This is a genomic window from Dethiosulfatarculus sandiegensis (genome assembly GCF_000931935.2).
Classification (GTDB): Bacteria; Desulfobacterota; Desulfarculia; order Desulfarculales; family Desulfarculaceae; genus Dethiosulfatarculus; species Dethiosulfatarculus sandiegensis.
This window is the reverse complement of the sequence record NZ_AZAC01000011.1, coordinates 327,273-344,640: the sequence shown is the minus strand read 5'-3', so window position 1 is coordinate 344,640 and position 17,368 is coordinate 327,273. Positions and strand designations below refer to the sequence as shown.

General features: G+C 51.9%; 14 protein-coding genes. All 14 read left to right on the top strand.

Annotated features, from left to right (window positions below; all coding sequences use genetic code 11):
* Nucleotides 1-3: 3 nt before the first annotated feature.
* The gene (locus X474_RS09070; protein ID WP_044348262.1) at nucleotides 4-978 is read left to right on the top strand and encodes an ABC transporter ATP-binding protein; all 975 of its coding nucleotides are present in this window, start codon (nucleotides 4-6) and stop codon (nucleotides 976-978) included.
* 177 nt (nucleotides 979-1,155) lie between these two features.
* Nucleotides 1,156-1,680, top strand: coding sequence for a helix-turn-helix domain-containing protein (locus X474_RS09065; RefSeq protein WP_044348260.1), 525 nt, complete (start codon nucleotides 1,156-1,158; stop codon nucleotides 1,678-1,680).
* A 100-nt stretch (nucleotides 1,681-1,780) separates the two neighbouring features.
* Nucleotides 1,781-3,907: a TonB-dependent receptor gene (locus X474_RS09060; protein ID WP_044348259.1), complete on the top strand. Its 2,127-nt coding sequence runs from the start codon at nucleotides 1,781-1,783 to the stop codon at nucleotides 3,905-3,907.
* A 10-nt stretch (nucleotides 3,908-3,917) separates the two neighbouring features.
* The gene (locus X474_RS09055; RefSeq protein ID WP_044348258.1) at nucleotides 3,918-4,526 is read left to right on the top strand and encodes a flavin reductase family protein; all 609 of its coding nucleotides are present in this window, start codon (nucleotides 3,918-3,920) and stop codon (nucleotides 4,524-4,526) included.
* Nucleotides 4,527-4,529: 3 nt separating this feature from the next.
* Nucleotides 4,530-5,594, top strand: coding sequence for an FmdE family protein (locus X474_RS09050; protein ID WP_044348257.1), 1,065 nt, complete (start codon nucleotides 4,530-4,532; stop codon nucleotides 5,592-5,594).
* Between the two features lie 963 nt (nucleotides 5,595-6,557).
* Nucleotides 6,558-7,571, top strand: coding sequence for an ABC transporter ATP-binding protein (locus X474_RS09045; protein WP_044348255.1), 1,014 nt, complete (start codon nucleotides 6,558-6,560; stop codon nucleotides 7,569-7,571).
* A gap of 18 nt (nucleotides 7,572-7,589) precedes the next feature.
* Nucleotides 7,590-8,555 carry an ABC transporter ATP-binding protein gene (locus X474_RS09040; protein WP_044348253.1) on the top strand — a complete coding sequence of 322 codons (966 nt, stop codon included), beginning with the start codon at nucleotides 7,590-7,592 and terminating at the stop codon, nucleotides 8,553-8,555.
* A gap of 52 nt (nucleotides 8,556-8,607) precedes the next feature.
* The gene (locus tag X474_RS09035) at nucleotides 8,608-10,146 is read left to right on the top strand and encodes an ABC transporter substrate-binding protein (RefSeq protein ID WP_044348252.1); all 1,539 of its coding nucleotides are present in this window, start codon (nucleotides 8,608-8,610) and stop codon (nucleotides 10,144-10,146) included.
* Between the two features lie 58 nt (nucleotides 10,147-10,204).
* Complete coding sequence (locus X474_RS09030) at nucleotides 10,205-11,170, top strand: ABC transporter permease (RefSeq protein ID WP_044348251.1); 966 nt, start codon at nucleotides 10,205-10,207, stop codon at nucleotides 11,168-11,170.
* Nucleotides 11,163-12,050, top strand: a complete 888-nt coding sequence (locus tag X474_RS09025) for an ABC transporter permease (RefSeq protein WP_044348249.1) — start codon at nucleotides 11,163-11,165, stop codon at nucleotides 12,048-12,050. Before X474_RS09030 ends, X474_RS09025 begins: the two co-directional genes overlap by 8 nt.
* 75 nt (nucleotides 12,051-12,125) lie before the next feature.
* Nucleotides 12,126-13,358, top strand: a complete 1,233-nt coding sequence (locus tag X474_RS09020; RefSeq protein WP_044348247.1) for a metal-dependent hydrolase family protein — start codon at nucleotides 12,126-12,128, stop codon at nucleotides 13,356-13,358.
* 392 nt (nucleotides 13,359-13,750) lie between these two features.
* Complete coding sequence (locus tag X474_RS27030) at nucleotides 13,751-13,885, top strand: hypothetical protein (protein WP_269433185.1); 135 nt, start codon at nucleotides 13,751-13,753, stop codon at nucleotides 13,883-13,885.
* Between the two features lie 264 nt (nucleotides 13,886-14,149).
* Nucleotides 14,150-15,112, top strand: a complete 963-nt coding sequence (locus X474_RS09015; protein WP_052515037.1) for a helix-turn-helix domain-containing protein — start codon at nucleotides 14,150-14,152, stop codon at nucleotides 15,110-15,112.
* Between the two features lie 278 nt (nucleotides 15,113-15,390).
* Nucleotides 15,391-17,346: a TonB-dependent receptor plug domain-containing protein gene (locus X474_RS09010; protein ID WP_156360695.1), complete on the top strand. Its 1,956-nt coding sequence runs from the start codon at nucleotides 15,391-15,393 to the stop codon at nucleotides 17,344-17,346.
* The last annotated feature ends 22 nt before the right edge of the window (nucleotides 17,347-17,368 follow it).

Below are 17,368 nucleotides of genomic sequence, written 5' to 3'. Positions count from 1 at the left end.
GCCATGAGTATTCTGGAAGTAAAAGATCTGAGCATGCATTTTCCGGTCAGGGGAGGGCTTTTGCAGCGGGTGACCAAGGAGGTCAAGGCCGTACGCAAGGTGAGCTTCAACCTGGAGCCCGGAGACAGCTACGGCGTGGTGGGAGAGTCCGGTTCGGGCAAAACCACCTTGGCCCGTTCAGTGCTGCGTCTTTTGACCCCGACCAGCGGCAAGGTGCATTTTCAGGGAAAGAATCTGGCCGGGCTTGAGGGCGAGGAGCTGCGCCAGATGCGCCGCCATATGCAGATGGTGTTTCAGGACCCCCATTCTTCCCTTAATCCGCGCAAAACCATCTTGAAAAATATAGGCGAGCCCCTGGTTATCTTTGACCGGATGAAGGGCAAGGCTCTGGCCGAGCGGGTGCAGGAGCTTTTGGAGCTGGTGGGCCTGGGCAGGGAGCACATGTACCGCTTCCCCCATGAGCTTAGCGGCGGTCAGAAACAGAGGGTTGGCATTGCCCGCGCCCTGGCCCTGCGCCCCAAGCTCTTGATGCTGGATGAGCCCACCAGCGCCCTGGACGTTTCGGTCCAGGCGCTGACCCTGAACCTTTTGGAAGAGTTGCAGGAAAAGCTCTCCCTCACCTATCTGTTCATCTCCCACAACCTGGCGGTTATCCGCTATGTTTGCGACCGGGTGGCTGTTATGTACCTGGGCCAGATTGTGGAGGAGGGTCCGGTGGATTCGCTTTTCGACTCCCCGGCTCATCCCTATACCAAATTCCTTTTGTCTGCCGTGCCCAGTCCCGAGCCCCAGACAAATACCGAAGAGCAGATTCTGGAAGGTGACATCCCAAGTCCTCTGAACCTCCCGACCGGTTGCAGTTTTCACACCCGCTGCCCGGTCAAGATAGGCCGCATCTGCGAGACCGAAGAACCGGTCACCACCCTGGTGGGTGAAGGTCACACCGCAGCCTGTCATCTCTGCAGGGGAGATCAATAGGCCGAAGCCTTGTAACTGGATAGTTTTAAAATTAAATAACCCGGCAGCAGAACCCCCCGGATCAGGAGGTTTCGCTGTCGGGTTTTTCTTTTTGCTGTATCTATAATTGAGTTTTTTGAGTTGACCTCGTGTGTACTATAAGATAAGTAATGTGTATTAAAAGATACAAAGGGTAATATGCCAGAGAATAATTTCGACCTAACGGTAATTCGTAATCTAAGGATTAAGCGGGGGTTGACCGCAGAAGAGATGGCCGGTCAGGCGAACCTGACCAGGTCCACTGTGGCTAAGATCGAAAGCGGCAGGGCCAACCCCACCCTGGGCACTATCGGCTCCATCGCGGATGTGCTGGGTATGAGCACCACGGCTCTCTTGGCCATGGCCGAGACTAGCCGGGCCACCCTTTACCAGGCCGAACCCTTTGAGATGAAGGGCATTAGCGGCAGCCGCATGGTTACGCCGGGTACGGAGATCTTTCACCTGAAGGTGGAATCCAAAGCCGAGGCTTTTTTTGATCCTCTGCTGCATGAAAATACCCAGGAAACCATGATGGTGCTCACAGGGAGCCTGGAGGTGACGGTTGACGGCAGGTCCCATTCCCTGAACCAGGGGCAGGCCTTGTCTTTCAAAGCCCTGCAGGAACACTCGATCTGGTCGGCTGATGGTTGCAGCTTGATCATAGTTCATTACAACTCGCTTTAACACTGCCTGATAAAAACTGATTCAGGCTGAGACCACGAAGGTCCGAGCCCCCTTAATTTAAGGGGGCCGGGCTTTTTTCATTTTTTGGGGAGAACGAAAAATGCCAAAGAAAATCCAGTTGTTGTTGATTTTGATATCTGTTCTATGTCTGGCTGCGCCGCTAAAGGCCGCGGAGAAACAAGAGAAGAAAAATACCAGCCAATTGGAAGATGTCTGGGTGCAGGCCACAAGCGTCACCGATGACGCCCTGGGTGATTCAATCGTCCATCAGGAGGTTATGGAGCGTCCCAGCATCTCGGGTTCAATTGTTGAATCACTTAAAGGCCAGGCGGGTATTCAGGTCTTGGGCACCTCTTTATTTGGCGGCAATGAAGCGGAAGTGCGGCTAAGGGGGTTCAACCAGACCCGTTTCAGGGTTTTGGTCGACGGCATGCCAATTCAGAGGGACGGGTCATATGGAAACGGACCGGTTGACTGGTCTACCTTCTCGCCGGATTGGGTTGAAAATATCGAAATCATGAGGGGCGCGGTGCCGGTTAAATTCGGCAACACCTTGGGCGGTGTTATCAATATCATAACCAAAAAGCCCACAGAAAAGCCTGACACCAGGGTGCAGGCTGTATACGGCAGCCTGGACACCTGGAAGGTGAACGCCTTGCATCGTTGCAAAATGGGGCCGGTTGGCTGGTCGCTCAGCGCATCCCACTATGAGACCGACGGATACCTGCGCAACAATTATGTGGACCGCAACAATCTATCCGGCCGGTTGAGTTTTGATCTGCCCTGGCAGATGGAGGCCGGTTTGGGGATTTATTTCAGCGACGGCAAAACCGGAATGCCGGTCTACAACCGGCCGGACAGCCCTTACTATGACAGTGGAAAACCTGATGCCGACGAAAAAGAGCTGGTTGGCCCCGGCATCAGCTCCCGACTGCTAAGAGGTGTTTACGCCTGGGGTGATGACAGTGAAGTCAAAGACACCAACACCCTGTACACTGCTTACCTGAAAAAGAATTTCAAGGCAGGTTCCTTTAGCGTCAAGGGCATGCTCTGGAATCAAAAAACCACAGACACCTATTACAACAGCCAGAGCAGCTCCCAAAAGCTCTATGAACGGGACAGCACCCCGGAGGACAACAACTGGCTGTTGATGGCGGATTTCGACTATACCCTGGGAAATCACACCCTGGCTTTTGGCGGTGAAACCCGCACCTACGGCTGGGGCGAGCAGAAGGTCTCTTACATTGACCGCAGCCAGTTCAACGGCTCCATCAACTTTTTTAAGTTTGTATCAGACGGTTTCCTGGGCCAGGAAGATTGTCTTCAGTATCACGCGGTCTATGCCCAGGACACCTGGCAGGCTATGGATAACCTGGAGATTGAGCTGGGCTTGCGCGGTGAATGGTTTGAGGCCAAGGAGATCGACCCGGCGGCTTTTGGTTTCCCCAACAGCGCCCGGGCCGCCACCCTTTCCGAAAGCGGGGTGGACCCCAGACTGGCAATCCGTTTCACCCCCTGGAAAGAGGGTGTAATCGGCCTGCGGGTGGGAATCGCCCATCGTTACCCCAACTCGCCTGAGTATTTCTGGTGGTACCTTAATCGGGGCAGCGGATTTTTCAATACCTCGCTTGAGCCGGAAAAGGCCACCCAATATGAATTGGGTATTGAACAGCGCTTCGGCAACAAAGCGGTATTGGCGGCCAGAGCCTATTACTACCAGGTTGACAATTATCTCTCCTCCACTTCGGTTCCCGGCACCGGTACAGTGGTCTACAACATTGACAAGGTTGATATCAAGGGTGCGGAATTTGAAGCGGGCGTGAAGCTGCCCTGGCATCTGCACCTTTGGGGCAATCTGACCCTGCAGGACGCGGAAAAAGAAGGCGATCCCTGGGACAGCGCTTCCCAGTCAGAGGCCCAGCTTCCCAATTTCCCGGAAGTCATGGCCAATCTTGGCCTGGACTACCGGAGGCCTGAAAAGTTCTCCGCAGGCCTGATCCTGCACTTCACCGGTGAGCGTGAATACCTGACCAACAAAACCCTTCATGAACTTGGTTCTTATGTGATGTTGAATGCCCATGCCACCTACCGCCTGGCTGACACTGAGTATGGCAAATGGGAGCTGGTGGCAAATGCCGCCAATATCCTGGACCAGGATTACGAGCTTGAGGCAGGCTACCCCATGCCCGGCTTCACGGTAATCGGCGGCGTTCGGTTCATTTTTTAAGGAAGATATTATGCAGGCAAAACCGTTTAAGCGTGAATTCGCCTTTCCCGGACTGGTGGCCTTTGTCTCCACCTGTGATCAAGAAGGTGTTCTTAATGTGGCCCCTTACTCCAACCTCATGGCAGTGCTTCGCCCTACTGATCTGGTCTGCGTAGCGCTTTGGCACAAAAGGGACACCTTGAAGAATATCCGGGCAAACAACCAGTTTGTCATAAGTGTCCCCCCTGCCTCCATGGTGGATAAAGTGGTGCCCACGGCCCAGGGACATCCGCCCGAGGTAAGCGAGTTTGATATTGCAGGCCTCACTCCCAGGCCGTCCAAGGTTGTCACTCCTCCGGGTGTGGAAGGGGCGGTGGCCTGGATGGAGTGCGAGCTGGTCAAACAGTATGTGGAGAAAAGCCATGTGCTGGTCTTGGGCAGGGTGGTTAATCTGGAGTTCGACCGCAACTGCCTTGACGAGAACGGTGGGCTGGACCCTGAAAAGGCCCAACCCCTGATGATGCTCCAGAATAATAAGGGAATGCGTTTTGTAACCGTAAGGGACATAGGCGCATTCGAGCCTTACGGGGCCATGTTTTTTGACGGCGAGGATATTCTTGCCGAGCATTATGAGGATTAAAAAATGGCTAAGAGATTTGTTTGGCTTTTGCTTCCCCTGCTTTGCCTGGCAATGGTCTTTTGCCTTCCCGCCCAGGCAGCCGGGATTGAGGCTGTGGTTGAAAAGGCGGTTGAACAGGCCAGGCAGGAGTTGGGCGGCCTGGATAAGGCATCTGAGGTGGCCTGCCTTACCAATGCCGGATATTCCGCATATAAGGGGGAATCAACTCTGATCGCTTTGGATGTTTTGGCCAAGGTGCTCCCGGTCAGCCCGGGCAAGGGCAACCTTTTGGTGCGTCCGGCCAAGGCTTCTGATCCGCTTTATTTCATGTTTATTAAAAAGGCCGGGCCTGAAAAGCTCATGGCTGTCTATACCCTGGAAAAATCAGGTGCGCTGAAATACGGCCCGGCCTTGAATATTTTCATTGGCAAGGGGACCTCTTTTAAACCATTCAACCAGGCCTATGGGCCCATGGCCTTTAACCTGGTCACCCTGGCCAACGGCTGGGCCATGGGACTGCCCCATGACATCATGCGGGCGGCTTTAATACACGGCCACCTTTGCTGTGGGGTTTTCACCGGTTATTTCACAACCAGGTTCATTGAAAAGAAGATTCCTTTGCAAAAAGGTGAGAACTACGTGTATGTGGGGGCTCCGGCCTGGTGCCAGGATGACTATATCATCGACTATATGCGGCTTACCCCAGGGACCCACGGCTATGTGACCATGGCCTTTCCCTGGTCTAAAAACTGGCCCACCAAAGAGAAAGACTATACCCAGCTCGGCGGAGTGGTGGTGCGCTTTAACCGCAAAACCAATCTGGGCAAGGCCTATGTACTTAAATTTGACTGGCGCCATGAAGAGTTCAAAAAATATATGGCCATGCCTGATCTGAAACTGGACTGGCGAGGCCAGCCCTGGCTGCATAATGCCTATGACCGATTTTTCATGACCAGGCTTGAAGAACCGGAGATGTTTGTAAGTATACAAAAAACAAGTGATATCAATGGCGTGGGGGATCTTAACGCCATAATAGGCCTGGGCGCAAATCCCCTGGCTAAAATTTTGGGACCAAGGGTGGCTGATTAGTTGGTTGTTTAATCAACTCTGGGGCTAAAAATCGAGCTGCCCAAGCGTTCCGTCATCCAAGGGGCGCGGCTTAACGGCCGCGCCCCTTTTTGTCTCCGATTTTCATAAGAGGTATCGAAGTTTACTACTTAGTTACCCTTGCCTCTCGGTGGTGTCTTGCCATTTGAAGTTTTATTTCAGAAAAGAGTCCCGGGCTGGTTGTTGAGTTCCGTTCAAGGCGGTTGTGGTCCATGTTTTTCAGGGCGTTTAAGATACGGGCAATGATCCTGCGGGGCAATCTTATACTTTTTAGTCAGGTGGGCTAAGCAAAATTGGCAAAATATAACTTTTGTAATTGATGAGTGAATATATGTAATTTATAGAATATTCAGACGGTATTTTAGCTTTTTTAAACCCCTATTTAAAACGGTTTTTTTGCGACATAAAAACAAGATGTTTTTAATGGTTTATTCTAAAGTTTGTGTTTTTACTTAATAATACAAAAGCCGTTGGCTTTTAGGGTTATGGCATGCCACTTGTCTTTTTTGATCTCCTTGGACTGAAAAGAAAGAAAAGTGATTATCCTTATAAAAAACCGGAATATTGAATCAATGAGTAAGTAGCAGTCCTTAAAGATAAAATTTGCTTATTTTTATTTAGGATCACAGGAAAGCCCAAGGGTTGTCTCCCGTCCAACACGCTTAAATACCACGAACTTCCCTGCTTGCAACCGCCGGTTCGACTTGGAGTGATGTTGTGTTTCTGTCCGTGATCCAAGGTTGACCAGTAATAGAAATTAGTTTAATATGCCCTATCCTTAAAACTTATACAGAAGTGGCCAAGGGATTTTTTCGCCTAACAGTTTTAATGGATAGGGTTTTTTGCATGTGGTGAGACCCGGCCAACCGGCAAGTTGTCTCAACCCGGCCTTTAAAGGCCTTTTTGCTCCGCGGCCGTTGCCGCTCTATTTAGGACGATATTTTCATGGTCCTGGACCCGAAGAACAATAATCAACCATCGCGTCTTTTATCAGTTGAGGGTCTTAAAACTCATTTCCACACATTCGAGGGAGTGGCCAAGGCGGTAGACGGGGTTTCATTCAGCCTGGATGCGGGCGAGACCCTGGGCCTGGTGGGAGAGAGCGGCTGCGGCAAGAGTGTCACCGCCCAGTCGATTATGCGGCTCATACCCGAACCCCCGGGCAGGATCGTGGAAGGCCGGATCCTCTTTAATGATCATGATTTGGCAAAAGCCGATATGCAGGAGATGCGCCGCATAAGGGGCAATCGCATCTCCATGATATTTCAGGAGCCCATGACTTCCCTGAATCCGGTCTTCACCATAGGTGACCAACTGGCCGAGATGTATCTGTTCCACAGAAAAGAATCCAAGAAAACGGCTCTGGAAAGGGCCATAGAGATGCTTCAGTTGGTGCAGATCCCGGCTGCCCACAAAAGAGTGGAGGAATACCCCCATCAGCTATCCGGCGGTATGCGCCAAAGGGTGATGATCGCCATGGCCCTGGCCCTTAATCCGGAGATACTTATAGCCGATGAACCCACCACCGCCCTTGACGTCACCATCCAGGCCCAGATTCTGGAGCTGATGCTCGAGCTGAAACAAGCCTATGACGCAGCCATCATTCTAATTACCCACGATCTGGGCGTCATAGCCGAGGTCGCCCAGAAGATAGCCGTCATGTACGCCGGCAAGATAGTAGAGCAGGGCCCCACAAAAACAATATTCAAAGAAGCATTTCATCCTTATACCAAGGGACTCTTGAAATCCATCCCCAAATTGGGCGAAAGGGCCAGGCAGGGGCGTCGCCGCCTTACCGAGATCAAGGGAATGGTGCCCAGCCTGTATGAACTGCCCCAGGGTTGTTCCTTTTACCCCCGCTGTCCCAAGCGGATGGATATCTGCAAAGAGAAGATGCCTGAATTGACCAGCCTCTCGCCAAAACACCTGGTTAGATGCTGGCTGAATGAAGACGCCTGAGTTTTTGGAGACAGTTAATTGGATAAACTGCTGAAAGTAGATGGGCTGAAAGTCCATTTTCCCATAAAAAAAGGGCTTTTCTCAAAAACAGTGGGCTATGTCTACGCCGTGGACGGAGTCTCTTTTGAATTGGGTGCGGGTGAGACCCTGGGCCTGGTGGGAGAGAGCGGTTGCGGCAAAACCACGACCGGTCTGGCGGTTTTACAGCTTATCAGGCCCACCGACGGGCAGGTCTATTACCAGGGCCGGGACATAACCAGGATGTCCGCAGGTGAACTGCGCGATCTGCGCCGGGAAATGCAGATAATTTTTCAGGACCCGTATTCCTCCCTGAACCCGCGCATGACGGTGAACGCCATAATTAACGATCCCATGGCTGTGCACAACGCCTTTCCCAATCATGAGAGGGCGGAGAGAATAGCCTATCTGCTGGAAAAAGTTGGGCTTAACCCGGAACAGGGACGCCGCTATCCCCATGAGTTTTCCGGCGGCCAGCGCCAGCGCATAGGCATAGCCAGGGCCTTGGCCTTAAATCCCAAGATTATAGTGGCAGACGAACCGGTCTCCGCCCTGGATGTTTCAATCCAGGCCCAGATTATAAATTTACTTTTGGATCTGCAAAAGGAATTTGACCTTTCCTTTATCATGATATCCCATGACTTGGCCGTGGTAGAGCACCTTTGCGACCGCATTGCCGTGCTTTATCTCGGCAAGATTGTGGAGACCGCCAGGCATAAGGATCTTTACTTAAATCCCAAACACCCCTATACCCAGGCCTTGTTGTCATCGGTCCCCCAGGCCGATCCGGAACAGACCAAGGAAAAAACCAGCCTGTCCGGTGATGTACCGAGCCCCATTGATCCACCCTCCGGGTGTCATTTTCACCCCAGGTGCCCCCATTGCATGGAGATATGCACCAAAGAGCCTCCCCCGGTGATCGATATGGGAGGCGGGCGCCAAGTAACCTGTTTTTTGTATCAGTAAGTCAATAAAAAAGCATTACAGACAGAAATACAAAGCACGGGAGGAAAAAATTATGGGAAAGAAAAATATTAACCTTTTCGCCGCGATCTTCGTAGCAGTGGCGCTTTTGGCAAGCGGTGCCATGGCCCAGGCGGCGGATAAACTGGTGTTGGGAGTGGATACCCCGCCTCGCACCATGAACCCCCATGGCTCCAATGCCGACTCCAATATCGGCATTATGAGCAACATCTTTGACGGCCTTTTGCAAAGGGTGGGGGCCACCGGCAAGCTGGAACCGGCCCTGGCCACCAAATTTGAGCATCCGGATCTTTTGACCTGGAAGTTCTATCTCAGAAAAGGTGTTAAGTTCCATAATGGAAACGACTTCACCGCAGCGGACGTGAAATTCACCTTTGAGCGTTTGAGCGATCCCAAGGTGAGTGAGTGGATCAACACCGGCAAAAGCATCGCCACCATCGAGACTCCCGACGACTATACAGTCATATTCAAGACCAAAGAACCCATTCCCTGGTTTGCCAACAATATGCACCAGATCCATGTCATGGATAAGGAATCCACCGAAAGCAGGGACGAAGGTGAAGTGGGGCTCAAGCCCATCGGCACCGGCGCTTACAAAATGGTGGAATGGGTCAAGGGCTCTTATGTGAAGTTTGAGGCCAATGAGAACTACTGGGAAGGCGCTCCGGCCATCAAGCATGTGGAACTTAGGCCCATCAAGGAATCCTCCACCCGTTTTGCAGCCCTGGCTTCCGGCCAGGTGGATATTGTCTCCGGTGTTCCGGTGCAGCTTTATGACAAGCTGATTGAAAATCCCAAGTTGAAGGTCATCAAAAAAGCCGCTCGCCGCTGCATCTTCCTGGCCCTGGGTAATGAGCCCGGCAGCCCCACCGCAGACGTGAGGGTGCGCAAGGCCATGTACCTGGCGATTAACGAAGACGAGATCATCAATAAGATAATGCGCGGTCACGCTTCGCCGGCGGCCCAGGTGCCCGATCCCCCGACGATCGGCTACAACCCCAAGTTGAAGCGCATGGCCTATGACCCGGCCAAGGCTAAGGCCCTGTTAAAAGAAGCCGGTTATGAAAAGGGATTTGAGATCACCCTGGCCGGTCCCAACGACCGCTATGTTCAGGACGCTCAGATCGCCGAGGCCGTGGTGAAATACCTGGCCAAGGTGGGGATCAAGGCCAAACTGGATGTCAAGCCCAAGAGCATCTTTTTCCCCGAAGTCACCAACGGGAAACATAAATTCTATCTGATTGGCTGGTTTGACGGCACCTTTGACATGGGTCGCACCTTCTTCAAGCTGATCCGCTCCTATGACAAGGAAAAGGGCGTGGGCGCCTGGAACGGCACCCGGTTCAGCGATGCCAAACTGGACAAGCTTCTGGATTCCACTGCGGATATCGTGGATCCGGCTGAGCGCAAAAAGGCCTTGCAGGAAGTCAACCGCCTGGCCATGGAAGACGCCATTGCCTGGATTCCCCTGCACTACCAGGTGGATCTTTATGCCATGCAGGAGGGCAAGGGGATTAAATTCGACCCCAGACCCGACCGTTGGCTGATCTACAAGGAAATTAAGAAAAAATAATAATCTATCACCCCTTTTAGGGCGGAGCCCTTAAAAAGGGTTCCGCCCCGGAGGGTGCATGTACACTTATGTAGCCCGCAGAATCCTTCAGGGAATATTGGTATTGCTTGCGGTTTCCCTGATTTGCTTTGCCATCTTCCGCTTTTCCGGTGATCCGGTGATCACCCTGGCAGGCCGCTATGCCACGGAAAAGCAAAGGGATGAAGTGCGCAAGGCCTTTGGATTGGACCGACCGCTCCACGTGCAGTATTTCAGTTTTCTGACCAATGCCCTGCAAGGGAATTTTGGCAAATCTTATGTGGCCAGGGTGCCTGCCCTGGGCCTGATCACAGAGCGCCTGCCCGCCACCTTTGAGCTGGCGGCCACGGCCATGTTCATCGCCTTCACTTTGGGGGTGGGATTGGGGGTGATAGTGGCTTTAAAGCCCTACTCCTGGTCCAGTCGCCTGGTGATGACCGGTTCCTTAGGTGGAATTTCTATTCCCACGTTTTTGATAGGTATATTACTGATCATGGTTTTTTCCGTATCCCTGGGCTGGCTGCCGCCTTATGGCCGGGGGGATACGGTTCAAATAGGAATCTGGCGCACTGGTTTTCTCACCACAAGCGGTATAAGCCATTTGATTTTGCCCGCCCTGACCCTGGGCCTGTACCAGCTGGCCGTACTTGTCAGGCTCACCCGGGCCGGCATGCGCGAGGTCCTCACCCAGGACTATATCAAAACAGCCTGGGCCAAGGGGCTCAGCCCCAATCGGGTGATTTACAAGCACGCCTTGCGCAATGTGCTGATACCGGTGATTACCATCACAGGGCTTCAGTTCGGCGAACTGATCGCCTACGCCACAGTGACCGAGACGATCTTTCAGTGGCCCGGCATGGGAAACCTGCTTCTGACCTCCATCTACGAGTCAGACAACCCGGTAATCGTGACTTACATCATGCTGGCGGCTGTGATCATTCTCACATTTAATATCATAATTGATATTCTCTACGCCTTTTTGAACCCGAGGATACGCTATGACTAAGCGTTGGACCTCCAACCGGATGCTTAACAGTTACCTTAGGGATCCGTCCGCCCTTTTGGGCAGCTTTATCCTGTTGGTCTTTATTGTAGCCGCCGTGTTGGCTCCCTGGATAGCGCCCCAAAACCCCTATGACCTGGAAAAGGTCAGCCTGGAGCATTTTCTCACCCCGCCGATCTGGATGGAGGGTGGAGTGGCTCCCTATTGGCTCGGCACCGACGACCAAGGCAGGGGCATCTTCAGCACTATCTTGTATGGCTGTCGGACCTCACTGATTGTCGGGTTCGGGGTGGTCTTATTTGCAGGCACCTTCGGGGTGCTGATGGGGCTGTTGGCAGGTTATTACGGCAAATTTGTGGACTCCATAACCATGCGCCTGGCAGACACCTTGTTTGCCTTTTCCACCACCCTGATGGCCATGCTGATGCTGGGGTTGTTTTCCCAGCGCAACATATTGATAGTGATCATAGCCATCTGCGTGGTGGACTGGGTGCGCTATGCCCGCACCATGCGGGGAAGCGTGCTGGAGGTCAAGCAGGAGGCCTATGTAATGGCCTCCAAGTCCACAGGGGCCAAGGATTTCCGTATATTGCTGAAGCATGTTTTGCCGAACGCCATTCCACCGATTTTCGTTATTGTGGCCGTGGACTTGGCCGTGGCTATCATGCTGGAGGCCACCTTGAGCTTCCTAGGGGTTGGCGTACCGCTCACCGAGCCCTCTTTGGGCATGATGATCGCCATAGGCAAGAATTATGTCTATGCCGGAATGTGGTGGATGGTCCTTTTTCCGGGCAGCGCTCTGGTGCTCTTGGTGATCGGAATCAACCTGTTTGCCGATTGGCTCAGGGAAGAGATGAACCCCCGCATTCAGCGTAGGAGCTGATAGGGGATTATGGGCGGGAAAAGCCTCATACTGGCTGCTCAAACCTGAGGCCGCCCGCATGACAAGGGGATTGAGATGTCTGGCATCATAACCTTTATCAATGCTTTTTTGATTGACGGCCTGGGCGGGGAGCCCAAGCCCGACGCCAAAGTGGTGATAGAGGAGGCCGAAATCAAGGAGGTCAGTTGGGGGAGTGAGGCCAAGGGGCCCGGCCGGGGAAAGGTCATAGACCTGGCAGGCAAGACCCTGATGCCGGGTTTGATAGATCTGCATGTGCATCCCGGCAATGTGGAGGCCTCCCTCACTCAGACCGCGACCTTGCCGCCTGCTGTGTTTGTGCACAAGGTCACCCGCACCCTGGAAAAGGATCTGGCCTTGGGGTTCACTTCCCTGCGGGATGCAGCGGGCCTGGATATCGGTTTCAAGGCTGCCGTTGATCAGGGGTTTATAAACGGCCCCCGACTTTTTTTGAGCGTATCGCCTTTGACCACCTCGGTGGGATATCCCGAGGGCCAGGCTCCGCCTCGCAACAGCCTGGGGGTGAGGCCCGAGGTCTGTGACGGCCCGGATCAGGTGCGGGCCGCCACCCGCCGCACCCTGGGCAGGGGCGCTGATCAGATAAAGGTTTTTGCCGACGGCGAGGTGTTGAGCCAGTCACCTTATGACCGCACCAAACCCGGCTCGGTCAAGTTCACCATAGAGGAACTCGCGGCCGCGGTGCAAGAGTCGAAAGCCCTGGAAAGCTATGTAATGGCCCACGCCTATTGTCCCGAGGCAGTCAGAAGATGTGTGGCCGCAGGCGTGCACACCATAGAACACGGCAACCTTTTGGATCAGGAAACCGTGGAGCTGATGGCCGAAAGGCAAACCTGTTATGTCCCCACCCTTACGGTCTATGAGATGGCTGCCAAAGGAGACATTATCAAGTGGGATGAGAAATCCCTGGCCAAACTGGCCGAAGTCGGCGACCAGGGGCTCAAGGCCTTGGAGATGGCCTACAAGGCTGGGGTTAAGATCGGGTCGGGCACTGATATTGTGGGGCCCGGTCAGGAATGCAAGGGCAGGGAGCTTTCGATCAAGGCTCAAGTGATGACCCCCATGGAGGCCATTGTTTCGGCCACAAGGATCAATGCCGAGATAATCGGATGGCAGGACAGGATAGGCACCGTGGAGTCCGGCAAATTGGCCGACCTGATCGTTGTGGCCAAAAATCCCTTGCAGGATATCTCGGTGTTTGAAGAGGGATTTAGTCAGGTGTTGATGGTGCTCAAAAACGGGGCTGTTTGCAAGGATCTGATGGGAGGCTAGTTGCGGACCTTTTGGAGCAAATGGTCCAAGGATCTCCGACTGGCCTGATAAAGAAGTTTTTTGTATCATGTTTGACTTGAATTGGATTGTGTAAGGTTAATAATTAAAGCTGGTTAGCGAAAAAACACAGATCTTTGGCTTTCAGCTTGACCGGGTCCTGGGAATATCAGACCCGGTTTCTCTTTGCTTTCAGGCGGTTCCGATTCGTTTGTAGAGATAACTCTTTGATTTTATTAAATATATTTACGACGAAATAATGCCTTGTTTTTTTGTTTATCCTGCCACCTCTTCTTTTAAATAAATTTGGAATAACTGTAAATAAAGTATGGTTTATGTGTAACCTGGCAATATAAGGTTCCCCAGGGCTGCTTTATCCGCCTGGACGTGACCCCGTGAGGATAAAACCCCATAATAATCACTTTGACTACGACGACAATGCCCTTATATGCGGCATGGCAGTCTTGGCCCAGACATTTCTGGATCTGAGTAAAGAAATCCGCCCGGAGGAAAACCCGGGCGAAATCTAGCCACATTATTCTGTTTCACCTTCTTAAGTTTAAATCATGATTGCCACGCTATAGCTTTGGCGGAAGGCTAAGTAGAAGTTTTTTGTAGTTGCGCCTAATTTATTTTTATGTATTTATATAGTTTAACAATTACTAACAATGAGTCGGTAAATCTTTTCCGGATATGTTAAAATGTGTTTCTCTTTCAATTGTCAACTACTTACTGGACGCAAAAAAGTTGAAGCCTTTCAGGATTTAACTTAACTGGCTGTTCTGTGAGGAACCATGGCGACCCCGGCTGTTATGAAAGATGAAAAGCCAGGTATTTTAGAAAGCCAGAGGCTTTGCGATCGTGGAAGCCTTATCTCCAACAGCAGGCAACGTTTGCTTGGAGACGAATGCATAGAGCGGTCCTTGTACCTGAATTCAGGGCTGGAACTGGTTTGCATGCAGCGTCGCACTGCAAGGGATGTGGCCTTTAAGTTTCAAAGGCAATATGCCTTTCTGGAATTTGGCTGCCTGCTTACAGGTGATGTTCAAGGCTTTTCCTACCTTCCCAGCGGTGGAAAGCTTCACTTCGGGGGACAGCCGGGTTTCACCTGGGTATCTTATGCCCAAAGCGCCTGCGGCATAATCGAGTATTTCAGCGGCAAGCCGATATGCGTTGTTGTATTTTTGGTGTCAGCGCCACTTTTGCATTCATTTCTTCCTTTTGCGGATATTTCTTCTCTTTCGCCAGTCATTGGAGATAGGCGGGTTCAACCCTTTAACTTGATGGGAGACCTGACCTCTAAGGTGGAAGAGGTTGTGCGCCAGATTATGGGCAAGAGGGAGATCGGCGACGAGCTTGACCGGCTTTTTCTTATCTCCAAGGCATATGAACTCATGTTTCAACTTATGGCTTCGCAAGGAAGCAAGTCTGGTTTTTCTGAACTGGATTGTATTGAAAAGGCCAGCCGCATCTTGCGGGAGCAATTGGCTTCTCCTCCCAGTCTGCCGGATTTGGCCAGACAATCAGGATTGTGCGCCACCAACCTGAACAGGGGATTTAAAGCGCGGTTCGGCACCACGGTTTTTGGTTTTTTGCGCAGGGAGCGTCTGGCAAAAGCCAGGGATCTTATGCTGAACAGCCGGAAAAGCGCTTGTGAAGCAGCCTGGGAAGTAGGTTATGCCAGCCTGAGTTCCTTTCACAGAGCCTTTTACGCCCAATACGGGGTAACTCCGGGTTCTTTGCTCAAGAAAAGCTGAAGAGCCGGGTTTTATTTGGAAGAATTTGGATCAGGCCAGATTGATATCCAATCAGATTACGGATTCGCTTTTTTGCATCTCTTTAGATAATCACTGCAAATTCCCTATACATCCTGGTGAAATGCCTTGATTCGAATGCTGGATCGCTTTTGCCGGAATATATCTTAAGGCCCATAAATAATTTTCTGGACAAAAAAAATAGTTTTCAGGACAAACAGGAACGAGACGCCAAAAGCATAATATCCTCTGTTTCATCAACCCATAGGAGGATTATTGTGTTGCTCCAAAAGAAAATATTGACTTTGGCCCTGGGCCTGGCTCTGGCCGCAAGCTCTGCCGTGGGATACGCGGATACAGGTGCAGTCCCCAAGGCGGCAACTAAAACCGGTGATATAGTCGTTACCGCCACTAAGACGGCCCACACTCTGCAGGATGTGCCTGTGGAGACAGTGCTCATTACCAGGGAAGATATTGAGCGTTCCAATGCGGATAATATCTCCGCCCTTTTGAACTACATCCCGGGTTTCAATTTTTCTCAGCAGTCGGATTTAGCAGGGGCCATGGGCTATAAAAATACAGTTCGCGGCCTGAACGTGGAATCGCATTACCTGCTGATCCTGGTGGATGGCCAACGGGTATTCGGCGGTTACCACAGCGGCGGCATGGCCTCGGCCGGTTTTTCCCATAACGTAAATGTGGTCCCTATTTCCATGGTCGAACGAATCGAGGTGGTCAAGGGGCCTGGTTCTGCGCTTTACGGTTCCGATGCGGTTGTTGGCGTTTTGAATATCATCACCAGGAAAGCGACCGACGAATTTAAAGTTTCCGCCGGGGGCTCTTACGGCTCCTATGAGGTCAAGGGAATGGATTATACGGGGGTGAAACCCCAGGAAACCAACCGTATTCGCTATGAAGCCAATGCCTTGATGAGCGGGCCCATTGTGGGAAAACTCAAAGGGGTCTTGGCCCTAAGTCATCAGGTTAACGAAGGCATCCAGCCCACAATCTATGATGTCCTTCGTAATTACATCCACGGCCGCCTGGACCTGGCTGCAACCGACAAACTGAATTTGGCCTTTGGCGGAGATCTTACTGCCTGGGAGCAGAAAAAAGACGAACTGGGGGACAAGAAGACCGAAGATGCCCCCAGGGTTTGGTTGACCGCCGATTATGAAATCAGTCCTTTGCATAATTTGGCCTTGAACGGCTATTATCATAAACTTGATGCTGACTTTAAGGACCCCTGGTACGGCAAACAAAGCGCGGATGTAAGTTATCAGGATGTGGAGCTGAAATATACGGGGCTTTATTTTAGCCAACACAGGATCACCCTGGGTTTTAACTATCTCAACGAATCCCTGGATACGGATGTGGTGGTGGATAAGGAGACAGCCACCACCAGTGCATATCTGCAGGACGAGTGGAGTCTTTTACAAGGCGACCTGGTCCTGGTCCCCGGAGTGCGCTTTGACCATAACGATGAGTATGGCGATGAAACCAACCCCAAGTTCAGCGCCATGTATAAATTCACCCCGGATACAATCCTAAGGGCTTCTGTGGGCTGGTCCTTCAAAGCCCCCTCCGGCATGGAGACCGCCTCCCAGCCTATGAACCACTATGTAAACTGGGTCTTCCCCAATCCGGACTTGAAGCCCGAAAAGGCGGTCACCTATCAAGTCGGTTTGGAACAGGGATTTTTTGACCGGCGTCTTCTGGTCTCGGCCACCTATTATCACTCCGACTTGAAGGATATGATCGCCCGATGCGCTACTGGAAAAACCTATTTGGGCCTGCCGGTGGCAACCTTTATGAACCTGGATGAGGCAAGGATTCAGGGGGTGGAGGCCACGGCCAGTTATTCGGTTATCAAGGGCCTGGACCTTAATTTGAGCTATGCCTATACCGACGCGATTAACAAAAAAACCGACCAAAGGCTGACGGACACACCGGAGCATAGCGTAAACGCTTGGATTGACTATAACAATTCTACCTACTTCTGGGGTGGTTCCTTTTCCATGAACTACACCGGTGATCAGAAAAATATGATGTTCACTCCCGCCGCTTCTCCTGAGACCGAAGAATTCACCACCTTTGGGCTCAAGCTATGGAAGGATTTCCAGAATGTTGGTCGCTTAAGTTTTGAAGTCGACAACCTTTTTGATGAAGACCTGAAGGGGTCTGACACCATCTATGTCGGGCAGATGTTCATGCTGAATTTCAGGTTTGGCTTTTAGGCTAACAGGTTCTGGAGATATT

Coding starts and splice junctions, on each gene's coding strand:
- X474_RS09020 (WP_044348247.1), top strand. CDS start 12,126: ATGTCTGGCATCATAACCTTTATCAATGCTTTTTTGATTGACGGCCTG.
- X474_RS09055 (WP_044348258.1), top strand. CDS start 3,918: ATGCAGGCAAAACCGTTTAAGCGTGAATTCGCCTTTCCCGGACTGGTG.
- X474_RS09050 (WP_044348257.1), top strand. CDS start 4,530: ATGGCTAAGAGATTTGTTTGGCTTTTGCTTCCCCTGCTTTGCCTGGCA.
- X474_RS09060 (WP_044348259.1), top strand. CDS start 1,781: ATGCCAAAGAAAATCCAGTTGTTGTTGATTTTGATATCTGTTCTATGT.
- X474_RS09045 (WP_044348255.1), top strand. CDS start 6,558: ATGGTCCTGGACCCGAAGAACAATAATCAACCATCGCGTCTTTTATCA.
- X474_RS09065 (WP_044348260.1), top strand. CDS start 1,156: ATGCCAGAGAATAATTTCGACCTAACGGTAATTCGTAATCTAAGGATT.
- X474_RS09030 (WP_044348251.1), top strand. CDS start 10,205: ATGTACACTTATGTAGCCCGCAGAATCCTTCAGGGAATATTGGTATTG.
- X474_RS09070 (WP_044348262.1), top strand. CDS start 4: ATGAGTATTCTGGAAGTAAAAGATCTGAGCATGCATTTTCCGGTCAGG.
- X474_RS09035 (WP_044348252.1), top strand. CDS start 8,608: ATGGGAAAGAAAAATATTAACCTTTTCGCCGCGATCTTCGTAGCAGTG.
- X474_RS09015 (WP_052515037.1), top strand. CDS start 14,150: ATGGCGACCCCGGCTGTTATGAAAGATGAAAAGCCAGGTATTTTAGAA.
- X474_RS09025 (WP_044348249.1), top strand. CDS start 11,163: ATGACTAAGCGTTGGACCTCCAACCGGATGCTTAACAGTTACCTTAGG.